The sequence below is a fragment of the Pseudomonas sp. MF4836 genome, assembly GCF_002018875.1.
GTDB lineage: Bacteria > Pseudomonadota > Gammaproteobacteria > Pseudomonadales > Pseudomonadaceae > Aquipseudomonas.
In genome coordinates this window covers 103,753-121,248 of record NZ_MVOL01000013.1, presented here as the reverse complement: position 1 = coordinate 121,248, position 17,496 = coordinate 103,753, and the positions used below count along the sequence as shown (strand labels likewise).

Here is a 17,496-nt window from a genome sequence, read left to right as displayed (position 1 = left end):
GTTAAAGCGCGAACAACTCCGCTGGCAGCTGCATCAGACAGTCGCTGCCGGCTTCCACCGCCGCCCGATGAGTTGCAGTACGCGGTAGCAGACGCTTGAAATAAAACTCACAGGTCGCGAGCTTGGCCGTGCAGTAATCCCGGTCACCCTCGCCGGCATCGAGCTGCGCCTGAGCCACCAGTGCCATGCGCAACCAGAGGTAGCCGAGAATGATGTAGCCGCTGTACATCAGGTAATCCAGGGCAGCGGCCCCCACTTCATCGGGATTCTTCAGGGCCGCCATGCCGACCTGGGTGGTCAGTGTGCCCCACTCCTGATTCAGGCCATTGAGCTGGGCGACATAGGCCTTGAGCTGCGGGTGCTCACCCTGGGCCTGGCAGAACTTGTGGACGATCCGGGTGAACCCCTGCAGCAGCTTGCCCTGGCTGCCAAGGACCTTGCGCCCCAGCAGGTCCAGGGCCTGGATGCCGTTGGTGCCTTCATAAATAGGGGCGATGCGGCAATCGCGCACCAGTTGCTCCATGCCCCATTCGCGGATAAACCCGTGGCCGCCAAACACCTGCATGCCGTGGTTGGTCACTTCCAGCCCGGTCTCAGTCATGAACGCCTTGCAGATCGGGGTGAGGAAGGCCAGCAGGTTTTCGGCATCCTGGCGCTGCTCCGGGTCCGCGCCGAGGTGGGCCACGTCCAGCAGTTGCGCGGTGAAATAGGTCAGCGCCCGGTTGCCTTCGTTGAAGGCCTTCATGGTCAGCAACATGCGCCGCACGTCCGGGTGGACGATGATCGGGTCCGCCGCCTTGTCCGGGGCCTTGGGCCCGGTCAGCGAGCGCATCTGCAGGCGGTCGTTGGCGTACTTGATCGCGCCCTGGAAGCTCGCCTCGCCCAGACACAAGCCCTGCATCCCGGTGCCCAGGCGCGCATGGTTCATCATGGTGAACATGCAGTTCAGGCCCTTGTTGGCCTCGCCGATCAGATAGCCCCTGGCCCCATCGAAGTTGAGCACACAGGTGGCCGATGCCTTGATGCCCATCTTGTGCTCGATGGAGCCACAGCTGACCCCATTGCGCTCGCCCGCCTCGCCTTGGGCGTCAGGCACGAACTTGGGCACGATGAACAGCGAAATGCCCTTGGTCCCCGCCGGCGCATCCGGCAGCTTGGCGAGCACCAGGTGGATGATGTTGTCACTCAGGTCATGTTCGCCGGCGGAGATGAAAATCTTGCTCCCGGAGACCGCATAGCTGCCATCGGCCTGAGGCACGGCGCGGGTCTTGATGATGCCCAGGTCGGTGCCGCAATGGGCTTCGGTCAGGCACATGGTGCCGGTCCACTGACCGCTGGTGAGTTTGCTCAGGTAGGTGGATTTCTGCTCGCTGGAGCCATGGGCGTGGATCGCCGACATCGCACCGTGGGTCAGCCCCGGGTACATGCCCCAGGACGTATTGCTGGAACCGACCATCTCGCTGATGACCAGCCCCAGGGACTGCGGCAAGCCCTGGCCGCCGTAACTCGGATCCGCTGCCAGGCCGTGCCAGCCGCCTTCGACGTACTGCGCGAAGGCCTGCTTGAAGCCCTTGGGGGTGGTGACCACGCCATTTTCGAAGTGACAGCCTTCCTCGTCCCCGGAGCGGTTCAGCGGCGCGAGTACGTTCTCGCAGAACCTTGCCCCCTCTTCGAGGATCGCGTCGACCATGTCCGGGCTGGCGTCGGTCGCCCCCAGGGCCGCGTAGTTGGCGTGGAAGTCGAACACATGGTCGATCAGAAAGCGCATGTCGCGCAGCGGGGCTTTGTACTCAGGCATGGTCGTGTCTCCGGCAGCAGATAGCCCACGCTACTGCTGCCCACCAAGCCTGCCAATCACAGTCCAGACGCTGAATGCGCCATCATCACTCAACCGGTAGCGCTGTCCATGCGCACCGCGCCACGGCGGTTCTGGCCGAAGGCGATAACGCAGTTACGACCGGCACCCTTGGCGTTGTACAGGGCCTGGTCGGCGGACTTGAGCACCTCTTCCGGGGAGCGATGCTCCACCAGGCGTTCGGCCACACCAATGCTGACCGTCACCGACACACTGGAGGCTCCGGCGCCCGCTCGGCGCTGGCGGCCTTGGTGATCGTCCTGGGGCCGGCTGTCCTGATTGCGCAACTGGATGTTGTAGCTGGCAATCGACTCACGGATCACCTCCAGGTGCGGCATGCATTCTTCCAGGGTCTTGCCGGCGAATACCAGAGCGAACTCCTCACCGCCATAGCGGTAGGCGCGCCCGCCGCCACTGATTTTCGACAGCTTGCTGGCCACCAGGCGCAGCACCTGGTCGCCGACATCGTGGCCGTGGGTGTCGTTGAATTTCTTGAAGTGGTCGACGTCACTCATCGCCAGCACATAGTTGCGACCCAGACGCTGCATGCGCTCGTTCAAGGCACGGCGCCCCGGCAGGCCAGTCAGCTCATCGCGGAACGCCATCTGGTACGCCTCATGGGCCACCGCGGCGGCGATCATCAACATCACCTGGCTGCACATGATGTTCAGGGTGAACGGCAGGATGAAAGTCTTGGGCAGCATCCAGAACAGCCCGAGCAAGCCCACCAGTTGCGCCGCGTGCAGGGGCCGTGGATTGCGCCAGTACTGCACCGCCAGCAACAGGAACGCTGCCAGGAACACGGGGTAGGACAGCTGGATCAGGCTCATCCAGGCGCCATGCAGCGCCGGCCAGCGGATTTCCGCCAGCCAGTTCAACAGCGCCTGTGGGTAACTTTGCTCAAAGCCCAGGGCCACGCTGCCAAACGCCAGCAGCACGGCAAACCGCGCCACCATGTCCTGGAACAGGTGGGTACGTTCCTGCCAGGCGGCAAACAGCCCGAACAGCAGCGGCAGCAACAGGCACACCAAGTGAAAGACCACCGCCGCGTCCTCACGGACCTTGCCGTTGTCGCGGTAGTAATCGGTCTGGGTATCGAGCAGAAAGTAGGCGATGTACACCGTGACCATCAGGAACAGCTCGCGCTGGCGCCGATAGACCGCGCAATAGGCGCCGCCGAGCAGCAGCACCAAGGTCGGCAGGACGTTGAACAGCGAGGTGAAGAAGACGTTGAGATCCTTGACGTAGGCAGCCGCGAGCCCCGCAAGCAACAGCAGCAAAGACGGTAAAAAGTGACTGAAACGTACAGCAGAAGAACGCGGCAAGGGTAAAGCTCCGACGCGGCTAATCAGTAGATGGCATTGTGCCTGCATTGCATGCAGTTAAGCACAATCAATGTGACAGACATCACATTGCCATCTCTTTAACGGCAGGCAAGACATTCTTCTTAGCGTTTTAGTCAGGAATTTTATTGGCAGATCGCCAGGCATAAAAAAGCCGCTTTCCCCGAAGGAAAAGCGGCCTTTGCATCGACGCCGGTAAGGCTTAGTAGCCCAGGCCGAAGTCTTCTTCTTTCATGTCCATCAGGTTGTTGGCGCCCGATAGCATGGTGGCCACGTGAGTGCGAGTACGCGGCAGGATGCGCTGGAAGTAGAAGCGCGCAGTCTGCAGCTTGGCGGTGTAGAACGCCTCTTCGCTGGTGCCGGCAGCCAGTTTCTCGGCAGCCAGGCGCGCCATGTCGGCCCAGAAGTAAGCCAGGCAGGCGTAACCGGAGTACATCAGGTAGTCCACCGAGGCGGCGCCCACTTCTTCACGGTCTTTCATCGCTGCCATACCGACCTTCATGGTCAGCTCGCCCCACTCTTTGTTCAGCGCAGCCAATGGTGCGACGAACTCTTTGACAGCTTCGTTGCCTTCGTTGGTCTGGCAGAACTTGTGGACGATCTTGGTGAAGCCCTTCAGCGCTTCGCCTTGAGTCATCAGCACTTTACGGCCCAGCAGGTCGAGGGCCTGGATGCCGGTGGTGCCTTCGTACAGCATGGAAATACGGCTGTCGCGAACGTTCTGCTCCATGCCCCACTCGGCGATGAAGCCGTGACCGCCATAGATCTGTACGCCGTGGTTGGCGGACTCGAAGCCGACTTCAGTCATGAAGGCTTTGGCGATGGGCGTCATGAACGCCAGCAGCGCGTCGGCTTTCTTCTTCTCTTCTACGTCCACACCGTATTTGACGATATCGACCTGTTTGGCGGTGAAGTAGACCATCGCCCGGTTGCCTTCGGCGAACGCCTTCATGGTCAACAGCATACGGCGTACGTCAGGGTGCACGATGATCGGGTCGGCAGCCTTGTCCGGCGCTTTCGGGCCAGTCAGTGAGCGCATTTGCAGGCGATCGCGAGCGTATTTCAGGCCGCCCTGGAAACCGATCTCGGCATGGGCCAAGCCTTGCAGGGCGGTGCCCAGGCGCGCGGTGTTCATAAAGGTGAACATGCAGTTCAGGCCTTTGTTCGCCGGGCCGATCAGGAAACCGGTGGCCGCGTCGAAGTTCATCACGCAGGTGGCGTTACCGTGGATGCCCATCTTGTGTTCCAGGGAACCACAGCTCACGGCGTTGCGCGCACCAATCGAACCGTCGGCGTTCGGCAGGAACTTGGGAACGATAAACAGCGAGATGCCTTTGGTGCCCGCAGGGGCATCCGGCAGGCGGGCCAGGACGATATGGACGATGTTGTCGGCCATGTCGTGTTCACCGGCCGAGATGAAAATCTTGGTGCCGGAGACTTTGTAGGAACCGTCGGCCTGAGGTTCGGCCTTGGTGCGCAGCATGCCCAGGTCGGTGCCGCAGTGCGGTTCGGTCAGGCACATGGTGCCGGTCCATTCGCCGGAGACCAGCTTGGTCAGGTAAGCGTCTTGCTGCTCGGGCGTACCGTGCTCGGAGATGGTGTTCATCGCACCATGGGACAGGCCTGGGTACATGCCCCACGACCAGTTGGACTCGCCAACCATTTCACTCACGGCCAGACCCAGGGACTCCGGCAGGCCTTGGCCACCGTGCTCTACGTCATGCGCCAGACTTGGCCAGCCGCCTTCGACAAATTGTTTGTAGGCTTCTTTGAAGCCAGTCGGGGTTTTAACGCCGGACTCGCTCCAGGTGCAGCCTTCGATGTCACCCACGCGGTTCAGCGGAGCCAGCACCTGCTCACAAAACTTGGCGCCTTCTTCGAGAATGGCGTCAACCATGTCCGGAGTTGCGTCTGCGCACGCCGGAAGGCTCTGATAGTGCGCTTCGTAGCCGAGCAGTTCGTCACGAACGAAGCGAATATCACGCAAGGGGGCCTTGTAGTCAGGCATAGCGATAAACCTCTGCTGATGTAACCGGGAATGAACAACCGCGTGGATTTATTATGGCGGTCAAACAGTTGTTTGAAACATACGTTTACGCCTAATTCTTGTCAAGCACCGCGCAACCGCCATTCGTCATCACGCCGCTGAACGCCGCGCAGGCAAAGGCCCGCGGCGAATGCCACGAAAAATGTCAGGCCACGAATGAAGTAGCGACGCTGGCAGGCAGCGCTTGAGAAACAGGAAGGGAGAAGCGGCGCAGTCTGGCCCGCCCCTTCTGAAGGAGCAGGCCGGCGCGGGGATCAGGCGTAGGTATCGATCAACGTACCGAGCATTTCATCGCTGGCCTTGGCGATTTTCACACCCAGTTCGGCCTGGACCTTGCCCATGGACATCTCGACCATGCTCGATTCCAGATCCGACTGCTGGCTGCGGTCCACTGAACGCAAGCGATCGACCTGGACGTCGGAAGACTGGCTGGTGACGGAGCGCTCGATGGTGGTATTGGCGATCTGGCTGGCGGCCTGATCGACACGGTTCTGCCCGGTCTGAATGCTGCTCAGACCCGCGTAGAAAGCGGTATTCCCTGAAATTTCCATGGGAGGACTCGACCTGATTAAGGATGAACGACGCTCATTGAAGCAGACCCGTCAAAAAAACACCCGTCAAAAACACTAATGGCAATCTGCCCTGTCATAGGCAAAATCTAGTCCAGCAAGTCCAGTTGCAAGTGTTCGGCCACCGCCTGGGCGCTGAGAGGCTTGAGCTTGGGCACTCGACCCAGGCACGGGGCCGGCAGGCGTTCAGCCAGGGTGGCGAGGTTTTCCTCCAGGCGGGAGGTCTTGGGATCGATGATATTGGCCACCCAGCCGGCCAGCTGCAGCCCGTCCCGGGCGATGGCTTCGGCGGTCAGCAGCGCATGACTGATGCAACCCAGCCGCACCCCCACCACCAGGATCACCGGCAGGTCCAGGGCCATGGCCAGGTCCGACAGATTGTCCTGGTCAGCCAGGGGCACACGCCAGCCGCCCGCGCCTTCGATCAGGGTGAAATCGGCGCCCCGGGCCAGGATCTGGCGCATGGGCAGCAGCAACGATTGCACCGTCAAGGCCACCCCCGCCTCGCGCGCCGCCAGATGGGGGGCGATGGCCGGTTCGAACGCCACCGGGTTGACCTCGGCATAGTCCAGGGCCAGGGAGCACTCCGCCATCAGCGCCAGGGCGTCCGAATTGCGCAGGCCCTTGGCCGTCACTTCACAGCCGGACGCCACCGGCTTGCCGGCCGCCGTACTCAACCCCGCCAGACGCGCCGCATGCAGCAGCCCGGCGGCGATGGTGGTCTTGCCGACATCGGTATCGGTTCCGGTGATGAAATAGGCAGGGCTCATTGCGGCTTCTCCAACACGGCGTACACCGCCTGATAGGTCGCGGGCAGACCCTGAGGCTGGCGAAAGCCCTCATAAGCGTCGATCAGGCCCATGATCCGGGCGCGTCCGGTCAAGCCGCCGGGGCGTCCGGGGTTCAGATTATGCGCGCCCAGGGCTTTCAACTCATGGGTCAGGCTGCGCACATCCGGATAATGCAGCACATGGGGCCGGGATTGCAGGCTCAAAATCCGCAGGCCACTGGCCGCGCACAGCTGTTGATAAGTGCCGAGCTCGCGGAACCGATTGACGTGCACCATGCCATCGACCTGCCGCCAGCTGTCACGCAGCTCCTGCAAGGTCCCGACACACAGACTGGCAAACGCCAGCACACCACCGGGGCGCAGTACCCGGTGCGCCTCTCGCAGTACCGAGGCGAAATCCGCGCACCATTGCACCGCCAGGCTGGAGAACAGCAGATCGCAGCTGTCTGAACGCAACGGCAGGCGTTCGGCATCCCCGGCAATAAAATACTGCGCGCCGCCCAGGGGCCGTGCGTGATCGAGCATGCCTTCGGCGATATCCAGCGCCAGCCCCTGGGCCCCAGGGAAATGCTCGGCCAGGGCCCGGGTGAAATACCCGGTACCGCAGCCTATATCCAGCCAGCAGGCGAACGACCGCTCGGGCGGCAAGCGCCGCAGCAGCTCATGACCCACCGCCCGTTGCAGATCGGCGACGCTGTCGTAACTGGCTGCGGCACGGGAAAAGGACGCCGCTACCTGGCGCTTGTCCGGCAAGCCGCCGGGTAATGGAGGAAGGGACAGATCAGTCATCACCGGACTCATGCAAAAAGGCCTGGATCGCCCCCGCCACACCGTGGGGGTCTTCCAGAAGAAACGCGTGGCTGGCCTGTTCAATCAGGCCAATTTCGACATCGGGCAATAACGCCAGCAACTCGCTCGCAGCTTCTGCCGGCACCAGCGCGTCGAGCCCGGCAAACAGATGCAACTGCGGGCCACGAAACGCCTGTAACGCGTCCCGTGTATCCAGCTGCGCCAGCAACTCCAGCCCGGCCATCAACACCGCTGGCGGAGTATTCGGTGCACCCCCTAGCAGCAGGCGCGACAGGCCGCGCGGGTCCTCGGCGCCCTGGGCACAGAGCAGGCCGAAACGCTTGAGGGTCAGTCGCGAGTCGGCGTTGCAGCCGGCCAGAAAGGCGTCGAAGGTTTCCCCGGCCATGGCGCTCGTCCACTCGCCATGGGCCACAAAGCTCGGGTTGCTGGCCAGGGTCAGCAAGCCGCAACAGCGATCGCCACGGCGCGCCGCCAGCTCACTGGCCAGCATCCCGCCCAGCGACCAGCCGCCGAGCCAGGCGTTGTCCGGCAAATCCGCGTCGAGTTCATCGAGCCAGTCCCCCAGGTCGCTGGACTCCAGCTCCGGCAAAGGCTCGATCTCGACCTTCAGGTGCTGGTCCAGGCCCTGCAACGCCGCCGCCAGCGGCTCCAGCGGGGAAATGCCCAGGCCCCAACCCGGCAGCAGAATCAGTCGATCACGCATGGCTTGGCTCCGGTCCCAGTTCGCTAAAACAATCCGCCAGTGCGTTTAACAATAGCTGGACCTGGGCTTCGCTGTGGGCTGCGGACAAGGTCACACGCAAGCGCGCACTGCCCGCAGGCACGGTTGGCGGGCGGATGGCCGTGACCATCAGGCCGCGTTCGCGGAGCATCTGCGACAGGCGAATGGCCCGCCCGCTGTCGCCAATCATGATCGGCTGGATCGGGGTAAAACTGTCCATCAACGCCAGGCCGATCTGCTCGGCGCCACGGCGGAACTGGCGGATCAGGCCGTTGAGGTGCTCGCGCCGCCAATGCTCGCTGCGCAGCAGTTCCAGGCTTTTCAAGGTCGCGCAGGCCAGCGCCGGGGGTTGGCTGGTGGTGTAGATGTAGGGCCGGGCAAACTGGATCAGGCTTTCGATCAACTCTTCGCTGCCGGCGACAAAGGCCCCGGCCGTACCGAACGCCTTGCCCAGGGTGCCGACCAGCACCGGCACGTCGTCCTGGCTCAGGCCGAAGTGCTCGACAATCCCGCCGCCATTGGCCCCCAGCGGGCCGAAACCATGGGCGTCATCGACCATCAGCCAGGCGCCCTTGGCCCGGGTTTCACGGGCCAGGGCCGGCAGGTCGGCCAGGTCACCGTCCATGCTGAATACGCCGTCGGTGACCACCAGGGTATTGCCGGTGGCTTTTTCCAGGCGTTTGGCCAGGCTGACCGCATCGTTGTGCAGATACCGATTGAAACGCGCCCCGGACAACAGGCCGGCATCCAGCAGGGACGCGTGGTTGAGACGGTCTTCCAGCACCGTGTCGCCCTGCCCCACCAGGGCCGTGACCGCCCCCAGGTTGGCCATGTAGCCGGTGGTGAACAACAGCGCTCGCGGGCGTCCGGTCAGGTCGGCCAGGGCTTCTTCCAATGCGTGGTGCGGGCCGCTGTGGCCGATCACCAGGTGCGAGGCACCACCGCCCACGCCCCAACGCGAAGCGCCGGCGCGCCAGGCTTCGATGACTTGCGGGTGGTTGGCCAGGCCCAGGTAGTCGTTGTTGCAGAACGCCAGCAACGGCTGGCCATCGACCACCACTTCAGGCCCCTGGGGGCTTTCCAGCAGGGGGCGTTGGCGATAGAGGTTTTCGGCACGGCGGGCAGCGAGGCGCGCGGCGAGATCAAAAGACATGCAGGCCTCGGTGATCAAAAGAGTGGCTGGAGCCGCTGCCCCGGGCTGCGACAGGTAATCGGGACCTCGACGCATGCAAGGTCCTCACGCCCCGGTCCAAGGCCGCGGCTACAGGCTGGGGGCAGTCACAGCGCGGCGTTGTAGAACTGCTCGCTGCTCTTTTGCTCCACCAGCGCCTGCTCGATCGCCGCCTGGTGCACTTCATCGGCGTGCTCTTCACGGGCTTCGGGCAGGATTCCCAGGCGCGAGAACAGTTGCATGTCCTTGTCGGCCTGCGGGTTGGCGGTGGTCAGCAACTTGTCGCCATAGAAAATCGAGTTGGCGCCGGCGAAAAACGCCAGGGCCTGCATCTGCTCGTTCATCGCTTCACGTCCCGCAGACAAGCGCACGTGGGATTGCGGCATCAGGATGCGGGCCACGGCGAGCATGCGGATAAAGTCGAACGGGTCGATGTCCTCGGCGTTTTCCAGCGGCGTGCCGGCGACTTTCACCAGCATGTTGATCGGCACCGACTCCGGGTGCTCGGGCAGGTTGGCCAGTTGGATCAGCAGGTTGGCGCGGTCATCGAGGGACTCGCCCATGCCGAGGATGCCACCGGAGCAGATCTTCATCCCCGAATCACGCACGTAGGCCAGGGTTTGCAGGCGCTCGCTGTAGGTGCGGGTGGTGATGATGCTGCCGTAGAACTCCGGCGAGGTGTCGAGGTTGTGGTTGTAGTAGTCCAGGCCAGCCTTGGCCAGGGCTTCGGTCTGCTCCTGATCGAGGCGCCCCAGGGTCATGCAGGTCTCCAGCCCCATGGCCTTGACGCCCTGCACCATCTGCAGCACGTAGGGCATGTCTTTGGCCGAGGGGTGCTTCCAGGCCGCGCCCATGCAGAATCGGGTCGAACCAATGGCCTTGGCGCGAGCGGCCTCTTCAAGGACCTTCTGCACTTCCATCAGCTTTTCTTTTTCCAGCCCGGTGTTGTAGTGACCGGACTGCGGACAATATTTGCAATCTTCCGGGCAGGCCCCGGTTTTGATCGACAGCAAGGTCGACACCTGGACCCGGTTGGCATCGAAATGCGCGCGGTGCACGGTCTGCGCCTGGAACAACAAGTCGTTGAACGGCTGAACGAACAGGGCTTTGACTTCAGCCAAAGACCAGTCATGACGCAAGGTGGCGGTGGTGCTGGCGCTCATGGGCGATTCCTTGATTATGCTTGGGGCAGACGACGGGGTAATCGGATACCCACAGCCGCGACACGGATGTTCGGCATATTTAAGGAAGCGCCATGCACTGTCAACCAGAATACGAAGGACCGGTTTACATCTGGTTAAATAATAACCAAACTTGTTTGCTCTGCGATGAACCCTGCGATAACCCGCAGCCCATTTGCGTCGAGTGCGAAGCCGAGCTGCCCTGGCTAGGCCCGCAATGCCGGATCTGCGCCCTGCCGTTGCCCCAGGCGGGCCTTACCTGCGGCGAGTGCCTGAGGCGGGTGCCGGCGTTTTCCCAGGTGGTAGCGCCCTGGAGCTACGGCTTCCCGGTCGACAGTTTGATCACCCGCTTCAAGCACGGGGCAAAGTGGCCGTTTGGCCGCCTGCTCGGCGAACTTCTCAGCCAATCCCTGCATCATCGTTTCAATGACGGCCTCCCGCGTCCGGAGCTGCTGTTACCGGTGCCCCTGGCCAGCCGGCGCCTGCGCGAACGCGGTTTCAACCAGGCGGCGCTGCTTGCCCAATGGCTGGGCCAGGGCCTGGGGATTGCCGTGGATGAAGGCATGCTGCTGCGGATGCAGGACACCCCGGCGCAGCAAGGCCTGGACGCCCCTGCCCGGCGGCGCAACTTGCGTCGGGCCTTCAGCCTGGCGGACAAGGCCCGGGTTGGCGGCCGTCACCTGGCCCTGGTGGATGACGTGCTCACCACCGGCGCCACTGCCGAAACCCTGGCCAGACTGCTGCTGGATGCCGGTGCGCACCGGGTCGACGTGTATTGCCTGGCCCGCACACCCAAACCCGGGGAGCCGGCCTGACTTGACTCTCGCCCCTCAAGCCGCACACTCAGCCTCCACCTCCAGCGCTCACAGTGCCCTGCCATGTCCTTGCCCACGTTGTTGACCCAGCACATCGTCCGCCGCCCGCAACGCATCGCCCTGTTGCAGCACATCGCCGAGCAAGGCTCGATCACCCGCGCGGCCAAAAGCGCCGGGCTCAGCTACAAGGCCGCCTGGGACGCCATCGATGAGTTGAATAACCTGGCACAAAAGCCCCTGGTGGAACGCAGCGTCGGCGGCAAGGGCGGGGGTGGCGCCAAGCTCTCGGCTGAAGGTGAACGGGTGTTGCGCCTGTACCTGCGCCTGCAAGCCTTGCAGGCCCAGGTGCTGGAAGCCGCCGAGGACGCCAGCGACCTCGACCTGCTGGGTCGCCTGATGCTGCGCACCAGCGCGCGCAACCAGCTGCACGGCAAGGTGGTGGCGATCGAGGGGCTCGGTCGCAATGACCTGATCAGCCTGGAACTGGCCCCAGGCCTGGTGATCCAGGCGCAGATCACCCACGACAGCACCCAGCGCCTGGAACTGCTGCCCGACACCGAAGTGGTGGCGCTGATCAAGGCCGGCTGGCTGGAGCTGCAAGCACTCGGCCAGCCCATTACCGCCGGACACAATGGCCTGACCGGCAGCATCGAGCAGATCCTCGACGCTGAAGACGGCCCCTGGGAGGTTCGGATCAGCCTGCCCAACGGCCCGACCCTGTGCGCCCTGGTCGAGTCCTCGCAACTCAAGGCCCAAGGCCTCGCGGTGAACCAACCGGTCCAGGTTCAGTTTTCCCCCTCCAACGTCCTCCTCGGCACCCCGCTGTAGCCACTGCCGCCAGGCTGCGCTGGCCCTTGAAAACAACGCATTTCAACCGCAATGCCCCGACCAGCCAGCGCAGCCTTCGGCAGTGGCTACGGGCGGGACATATGGCTGCAACATTTTTGTCATCAGGGCTGATTAAGGTGTCTGCAAAAATCGCAGGAAGCCTGACATGAGCCTATTAGAAGAAGACCAACCCACGGACCTGGAGCAAATCGTCGGCCTCAGCCGCCGTGGTTTCATCGGCGCCGGTGCGCTGTGCGGCGCGGCAATGTTCCTGGGGGGCAGCCTGCTGAGCCGCAGTGCGCTGGCCGCCAGCATCAGCGCCGGCTCCAGCCCGCTGCTGGGTTTTACCGGCATCGCCGCGGCCACCGCTGACAGCCTCAGCCTGCCACCGGGCTACACGGCGTCGGTGCTGATCAGCTGGGGTCAGCCGCTGCACAACAACGGCCCGGCCTTCGACCCCACGGGCAACGGCAGCGCCCAGGCCCAGGAGCTGCAATTCGGCGACAACAACGACGGCATGAGCCTGTTCGCCTTCCCCGGCGACGATCAGCGCGCGCTGATGGCGATCAACAACGAATACACCAACTACCGCTACCTCTATGCCCACGGCGGCATGCCGCAATCGGCCGAAGAAGTGCACAAGGCCCAGGCCAGCGAAGGCGTGTCGGTGATCGAAGTGCAACGCAAGAACGGCCAATGGCAGTTCGTCCAGGGCTCGCGCTACAACCGACGCATCCACGGCAACACGCCGATCCGCCTGAGCGGTCCCGCCGCCGGTCATGCGCTGTTGAAGACCGCCGCCGATGCCCAGGGCAAGCACGTGCTCGGCACTTTCCAGAACTGTGCCAACGGCAAAACCCCATGGGGCACCTACCTGACCTGTGAAGAGAACTTCACCGACTGCTTTGGCAGCAGCAACGCCGAACAGACGTTCGATCCCGCACAAAAACGCTACGGCGCGGTGGCCGCCAGCAAAGAGATCAACTGGCACCCCCACGATCCGCGCTTCGACCTGGCGCACAACCCCAATGAACTCAACCGCCATGGCTGGGTCGTGGAAATCGACCCGTTCGATCCGCAGTCGACCCCGGTCAAACGCACCGCCCTGGGCCGTTTCAAGCACGAGAACGCGGCCCTGGCCGAAACCGCTGATGGCCGCGCCGTGGTCTACATGGGCGACGACGAACGCGGCGAGTTCATCTACAAATTCATCAGCCGCGACAAGATCGACCACCGCAACCCCAAGGCCAACCGCGACCTGCTGGACCACGGCACGCTGTACGTGGCGCGCTTCGATGGCGGCGACAGCAATCCCGACCTTCCCAAGGGCCAGGGCCAATGGATCGAGCTGAGCCACGGCAAGAACGGGCTCGATGCCGCCAGCGGCTTTGCCGACCAGGGCCAGGTGCTGATCCATGCCCGCCTGGCCGCCAGCGTGGTCAAAGCCACGCGCATGGACCGGCCGGAATGGATAGTGGTCAGCCCCAAGGATGGCCAGGTCTATTGCACCCTGACCAACAACGTCAAACGCGGCGAAGACGGCCAGCCGGTGGGCGGCCCCAACCCGCGGGAGAAAAACGTCTATGGGCAGATCCTGCGCTGGCGCACCGACCGCGATGACCATGGCGCCATGAGCTTTGCCTGGGACTTGTTCGTGGTCGCCGGCAACCCTTCAGTGCACGCGGGGCAAGCCAAGGGCGGCTCATCGAACATCACCCCACAGAACATGTTCAACAGCCCCGACGGACTGGGGTTCGACCAGGCCGGGCGCCTGTGGATCCTGACCGATGGCGATGTCAGCAACAGCGGCGACTTCGCCGGCATGGGCAACAATCAGATGCTCTGCGCGGACCCGGCCAGCGGCGAGATCCGCCGGTTCATGGTCGGCCCGGTAGGCTGCGAAGTCACCGGCATCAGCTTCTCACCCGACCAGAAAACCCTGTTTGTCGGGATCCAGCACCCGGGCGAAAACGGCGGCTCGACGTTCCCCGAGCACCTGCCCAACGGCAAGCCGCGTTCTTCGGTCATGGCCATCCGCCGTGAAGACGGCGGGATCGTCGGCACCTGACCCGCCCAGGCCGGGATGTCATCCACCGAGACATCCCGACCAAGCCTAAAGCCGCCACCTATCCGGACCGGTGTGCGCTACCATGCGTGGCCTTACGCGGCAGCCTGCTGCGCGCAGGAGTGAGCATGTCGCACCCGTTTGAAACACTGACCCCGGATCTGGTCCTCGACGCCGTAGAAAGCATCGGTTTTCTCAGCGACGCCCGCGTTTTGGCGCTCAACAGCTATGAAAATCGCGTGTACCAAGTCGGCATCGAAGATGGCGAACCGCTGATCGCCAAGTTCTACCGTCCCCAGCGCTGGACCAACGAAGCCATCCTCGAAGAACACCGCTTCACCTTCGAGCTCGCCGAGTGCGACGTACCGGTAGTGGCGCCGATGATCCACAACGGCGCCAGCCTGTTCGAGCACGCGGGCTTTCGCTTTACCCTGTTCCCGCGCCGTGGCGGCCGGGCACCGGAGCCGGGCAACCTCGACCAGCTCTATCGACTGGGCCAGCTGCTCGGCCGTTTGCACGCGGTCGGCGCCACCAAGCCGTTCGAGCACCGTGAGGCGCTGGGGGTGAAAAACTTCGGCCACGACTCCCTGGCCACCCTGCTTGAAGGCAATTTCATACCCAAGGGCCTGCTGCCCGCCTACGAGTCAGTGGCGCGGGATCTGCTCAAGCGCGTGGAAGAGGTGTACAAGACCACGCCGCACACCAACATCCGCATGCACGGCGATTGCCACCCCGGCAACATGATGTGCCGTGACGAGATGTTCCATATCGTCGACCTCGACGACTGCCGCATGGGGCCGGCCGTGCAAGACCTGTGGATGATGCTCGCGGGTGATCGTCAGGAATGTCTCGGGCAGTTGTCGGAATTGATGGATGGCTACAGCGAATTCCACGATTTCGACCCACGGGAACTGGCCCTGATCGAAGCCCTGCGCGCCCTGCGTCTGATGCACTACAGCGCCTGGCTCGCACGGCGCTGGGACGATCCGGCATTCCCCCACAGCTTTCCGTGGTTCGGTACCGAACGCTATTGGGGCGACCAGGTCCTGGCCCTGCGCGAGCAGCTATCGGCACTCAATGAAGAGCCGCTGAAACTGTTCTGAGCCGCCGTTGCACGCCCGGCCCAGGCCCAGGGTCGGGACTGCTCGTCGCCGCTGCCGCAGGCTCGGGCCGCGTTCGGACGCAGTCCTTCACGAACACCGCCCATGCACCTGGCACCCCAGCGCACGACTGTTAACAAAGTCTCACGACAGTTTCAGACAAATCTCCTTACAATCGTCGCTTTGTTAGCTGCCTAAGCAAGGATTCTGCATGCAAGCCGCCAACCCGCGTCACGGGTACATTCTGGGCCTGAGTGCCTACATCATCTGGGGCCTGTTCCCCCTCTACTTCAAAGCCATTGCCAGCGTGCCCGCGGTTGAAATCATCATTCACCGGGTCCTGTGGTCGGCGTTGTTCGGCGCTTTGTTGCTGATGGTCTGGAAACACCCCGGCTGGTGGCGCGAGCTGCGGGAGAATCCTAAACGCCTGGCGATCCTGGCCTTGAGCGGCACCTTGATCGCCGCCAACTGGCTGACGTACGTCTGGTCGGTGAACAACGGCCGGATGCTGGAGGCCAGCCTGGGCTACTACATCAACCCCCTGGTGAATGTGCTGCTGGGCATGTTGATTCTTGGCGAGCGTCTGCGACGTCTGCAGTGGCTGGCCGTGGTGCTGGCGGCGGTGGGTGTGGCGCAACAGGTGTGGCAGGTGGGCAGCCTGCCCTGGGTGTCGCTGGTGCTGGCGCTGACCTTCGGTTTCTACGGGCTGATCCGCAAGCAGGCACCGGTCAAGGCATTGCCCGGGCTGGTGGTGGAAACCTGGATGCTGGTGCCGATTGCGGTGGCCTGGCTGCTGTTCAACCCGACGGCGAGCAGCGCCCAGCTCGAGTTCTGGGGCAGCTCCGAAGCCTGGTGGCTGGTGGCCGCAGGCCCGGTCACCCTGGTGCCGCTGGTGTGTTTCAACGCGGCTGCGCGGCATTTGCCTTACACCACCCTGGGCTTCTTGCAGTACCTGGCACCGACCCTGGTGCTGTTGCAGGCGGTGCTGCTGTTTGATGAACACCTGTCCTCCAGCACGCTGGTGGCGTTCATGTTCATCTGGGCCGGCCTGGCGGTGTACAGCGTGGATGCCTGGTTGAGTTTGCGTCGCCGCAACTGATCAAAAAACGAACAACAGCTTGCAGGCCACGGCTCACGTGGCCTGCAAGCATCCTTCCCAAGGTTATCCACAGCGTGATCCCCGGCGTTTGTGCACAAGCCCTTGAAAACTGATGATTTTTTGATCAAACCCTGGAGAGCCCCGGCCCCTTTGGGCTGGAGACCTGTCTCTACAGGTTATCCACAGGCGCATGCACCTTAAACTTGGATAACCGGCGGTGCCGGGCTCAGGTCTCGCTGCGCAGCACCAATTCGACCATCAGGTCATCTGCCAGGGTTTCAAGGCGAGCCTGCAGCACATCCAGGGACAAGGTCAGGGGCACCGCAAGGACTGCCTCGGCATGAAACAACGGCTCGCTGCTCATAGGCGCGGGGCGCACTTCAGTCACCAACCGTTCCAGGTTGACCCCCTGCTCGCTGAGCAGCCGGGTGATGTCGCGCACGATGCCAGGCCGGTCGTTGCCCACCAACTCCATGGCGATCGGCTTCCAGGTGCAGGACTGCTCGATACCACTTTCAGCGATCAGCACGCGAATCCCATGGCTCGACAAGCCCTGGAGCGCGTCCACCAGTTCGTCATAGGCTTCGGCCGGCACCCCGACGCGCAGGATCCCGGCAAACTGCCCCGCCATGCGCGACATGCGGCTCTCCAGCCAGTTACCCCCGTGCTCGGCAATGCACTGGGCAATGCGCTCGACCTGTCCGGGCTTGTCCGGGGCGAATACGGTGAGTACGAGATGGTCCATGGCGCAGTCCTCTGATCATGACTTTTGTTATAGAAGCGCAAGTATAGGCAAGCCTCGCCGGCCCACCTGCGGCCAGTGAATCCCGCTACAGACCGCTCGAAAGGGGCACTGGCAGCCGGGGGCCAGGCGCAAAGACACAAATCGTGTACAACTATTTGAATTTATATGGAACAATCCGTGCGCTTTTTGAGAACATGACCGCCACTTGCGTGACCAAAGGAGCAACTTTAGTCGCGGAACGACGTATTTAGTCTAATTTTCACAAGCGCAATTGATCATGTAGTATGCCGCAGCGCGCACTACATAACGTTGGACCGATGTCTGCCAAGGCCCAGTCGCAACCCTCAAAAGCCCCGT

The 17,496-nt window shown here is 63.1% G+C and carries 15 protein-coding genes; 5 read left to right on the top strand and 10 right to left on the bottom strand.

Features of this window, described 5'->3' with window-relative positions; genetic code table 11:
* Position 1 precedes the first annotated feature (1 nt).
* The 9 genes from MF4836_RS26670 to bioB all read right to left on the bottom strand — a co-directional run bounded on the left by MF4836_RS26670 (position 2) and on the right by bioB (position 10,469).
* On the bottom strand, positions 2-1,798 hold the full coding sequence (locus tag MF4836_RS26670) for an acyl-CoA dehydrogenase C-terminal domain-containing protein (protein ID WP_078472834.1): 1,797 nt from the start codon (positions 1,796-1,798) through the stop codon (positions 2-4).
* An 89-nt stretch (positions 1,799-1,887) separates the two neighbouring features.
* On the bottom strand, positions 1,888-3,180 hold the full coding sequence (locus tag MF4836_RS26665) for a GGDEF domain-containing protein (RefSeq protein WP_078472833.1): 1,293 nt from the start codon (positions 3,178-3,180) through the stop codon (positions 1,888-1,890).
* Between the two features lie 220 nt (positions 3,181-3,400).
* Positions 3,401-5,206 (bottom strand): phenylacyl-CoA dehydrogenase, encoded by a 1,806-nt coding sequence (locus tag MF4836_RS26660; RefSeq protein WP_078472832.1) that lies wholly within the window; start codon positions 5,204-5,206, stop codon positions 3,401-3,403.
* A 293-nt stretch (positions 5,207-5,499) separates the two neighbouring features.
* The gene (locus MF4836_RS26655; protein WP_020295416.1) at positions 5,500-5,796 is read right to left on the bottom strand and encodes a hypothetical protein; all 297 of its coding nucleotides are present in this window, start codon (positions 5,794-5,796) and stop codon (positions 5,500-5,502) included.
* A gap of 107 nt (positions 5,797-5,903) precedes the next feature.
* The gene (gene bioD / locus MF4836_RS26650; protein WP_078472831.1) at positions 5,904-6,584 is read right to left on the bottom strand and encodes a dethiobiotin synthase; all 681 of its coding nucleotides are present in this window, start codon (positions 6,582-6,584) and stop codon (positions 5,904-5,906) included.
* A complete protein-coding gene (gene bioC / locus MF4836_RS26645) occupies positions 6,581-7,393 on the bottom strand; it encodes a malonyl-ACP O-methyltransferase BioC (protein WP_078472830.1) in 813 nt (270 codons plus the stop codon). Before bioC ends, bioD begins: the two co-directional genes overlap by 4 nt.
* Positions 7,386-8,117 carry an alpha/beta fold hydrolase gene (locus MF4836_RS26640; protein WP_078472829.1) on the bottom strand — a complete coding sequence of 244 codons (732 nt, stop codon included), beginning with the start codon at positions 8,115-8,117 and terminating at the stop codon, positions 7,386-7,388. The genes bioC and MF4836_RS26640 overlap by 8 nt, the downstream gene beginning before the upstream one ends.
* Positions 8,110-9,288 (bottom strand): 8-amino-7-oxononanoate synthase, encoded by a 1,179-nt coding sequence (gene bioF, locus MF4836_RS26635; protein WP_078472828.1) that lies wholly within the window; start codon positions 9,286-9,288, stop codon positions 8,110-8,112. The genes MF4836_RS26640 and bioF overlap by 8 nt, the downstream gene beginning before the upstream one ends.
* A 125-nt stretch (positions 9,289-9,413) precedes the next feature.
* A complete protein-coding gene (bioB, locus tag MF4836_RS26630; RefSeq protein WP_078472827.1) occupies positions 9,414-10,469 on the bottom strand; it encodes a biotin synthase BioB in 1,056 nt (351 codons plus the stop codon).
* 92 nt (positions 10,470-10,561) lie between these two features.
* On the opposite strand from bioB, the gene MF4836_RS26625 reads away from it, so the two are divergent.
* The 5 genes from MF4836_RS26625 (at position 10,562) to rarD (ending at position 16,394) form a co-directional block, all read left to right on the top strand.
* Positions 10,562-11,302, top strand: a complete 741-nt coding sequence (locus tag MF4836_RS26625; RefSeq protein WP_078472826.1) for a ComF family protein — start codon at positions 10,562-10,564, stop codon at positions 11,300-11,302.
* 63 nt (positions 11,303-11,365) lie between these two features.
* A complete protein-coding gene (locus tag MF4836_RS26620; protein ID WP_078472825.1) occupies positions 11,366-12,130 on the top strand; it encodes a TOBE domain-containing protein in 765 nt (254 codons plus the stop codon).
* Between the two features lie 166 nt (positions 12,131-12,296).
* Complete coding sequence (locus tag MF4836_RS26615; protein ID WP_078472824.1) at positions 12,297-14,198, top strand: PhoX family protein; 1,902 nt, start codon at positions 12,297-12,299, stop codon at positions 14,196-14,198.
* 125 nt (positions 14,199-14,323) lie between these two features.
* The gene (locus tag MF4836_RS26610; RefSeq protein WP_078472823.1) at positions 14,324-15,298 is read left to right on the top strand and encodes a serine/threonine protein kinase; all 975 of its coding nucleotides are present in this window, start codon (positions 14,324-14,326) and stop codon (positions 15,296-15,298) included.
* Positions 15,299-15,506: 208 nt separating this feature from the next.
* A complete protein-coding gene (rarD, locus tag MF4836_RS26605; RefSeq protein WP_078472822.1) occupies positions 15,507-16,394 on the top strand; it encodes an EamA family transporter RarD in 888 nt (295 codons plus the stop codon).
* A gap of 226 nt (positions 16,395-16,620) precedes the next feature.
* Here rarD and MF4836_RS26600 read toward each other — a convergent pair whose 3' ends face one another.
* Positions 16,621-17,139, bottom strand: coding sequence for a glycine cleavage system protein R (locus MF4836_RS26600; RefSeq protein WP_078472821.1), 519 nt, complete (start codon positions 17,137-17,139; stop codon positions 16,621-16,623).
* Positions 17,140-17,496 lie beyond the last annotated feature (357 nt).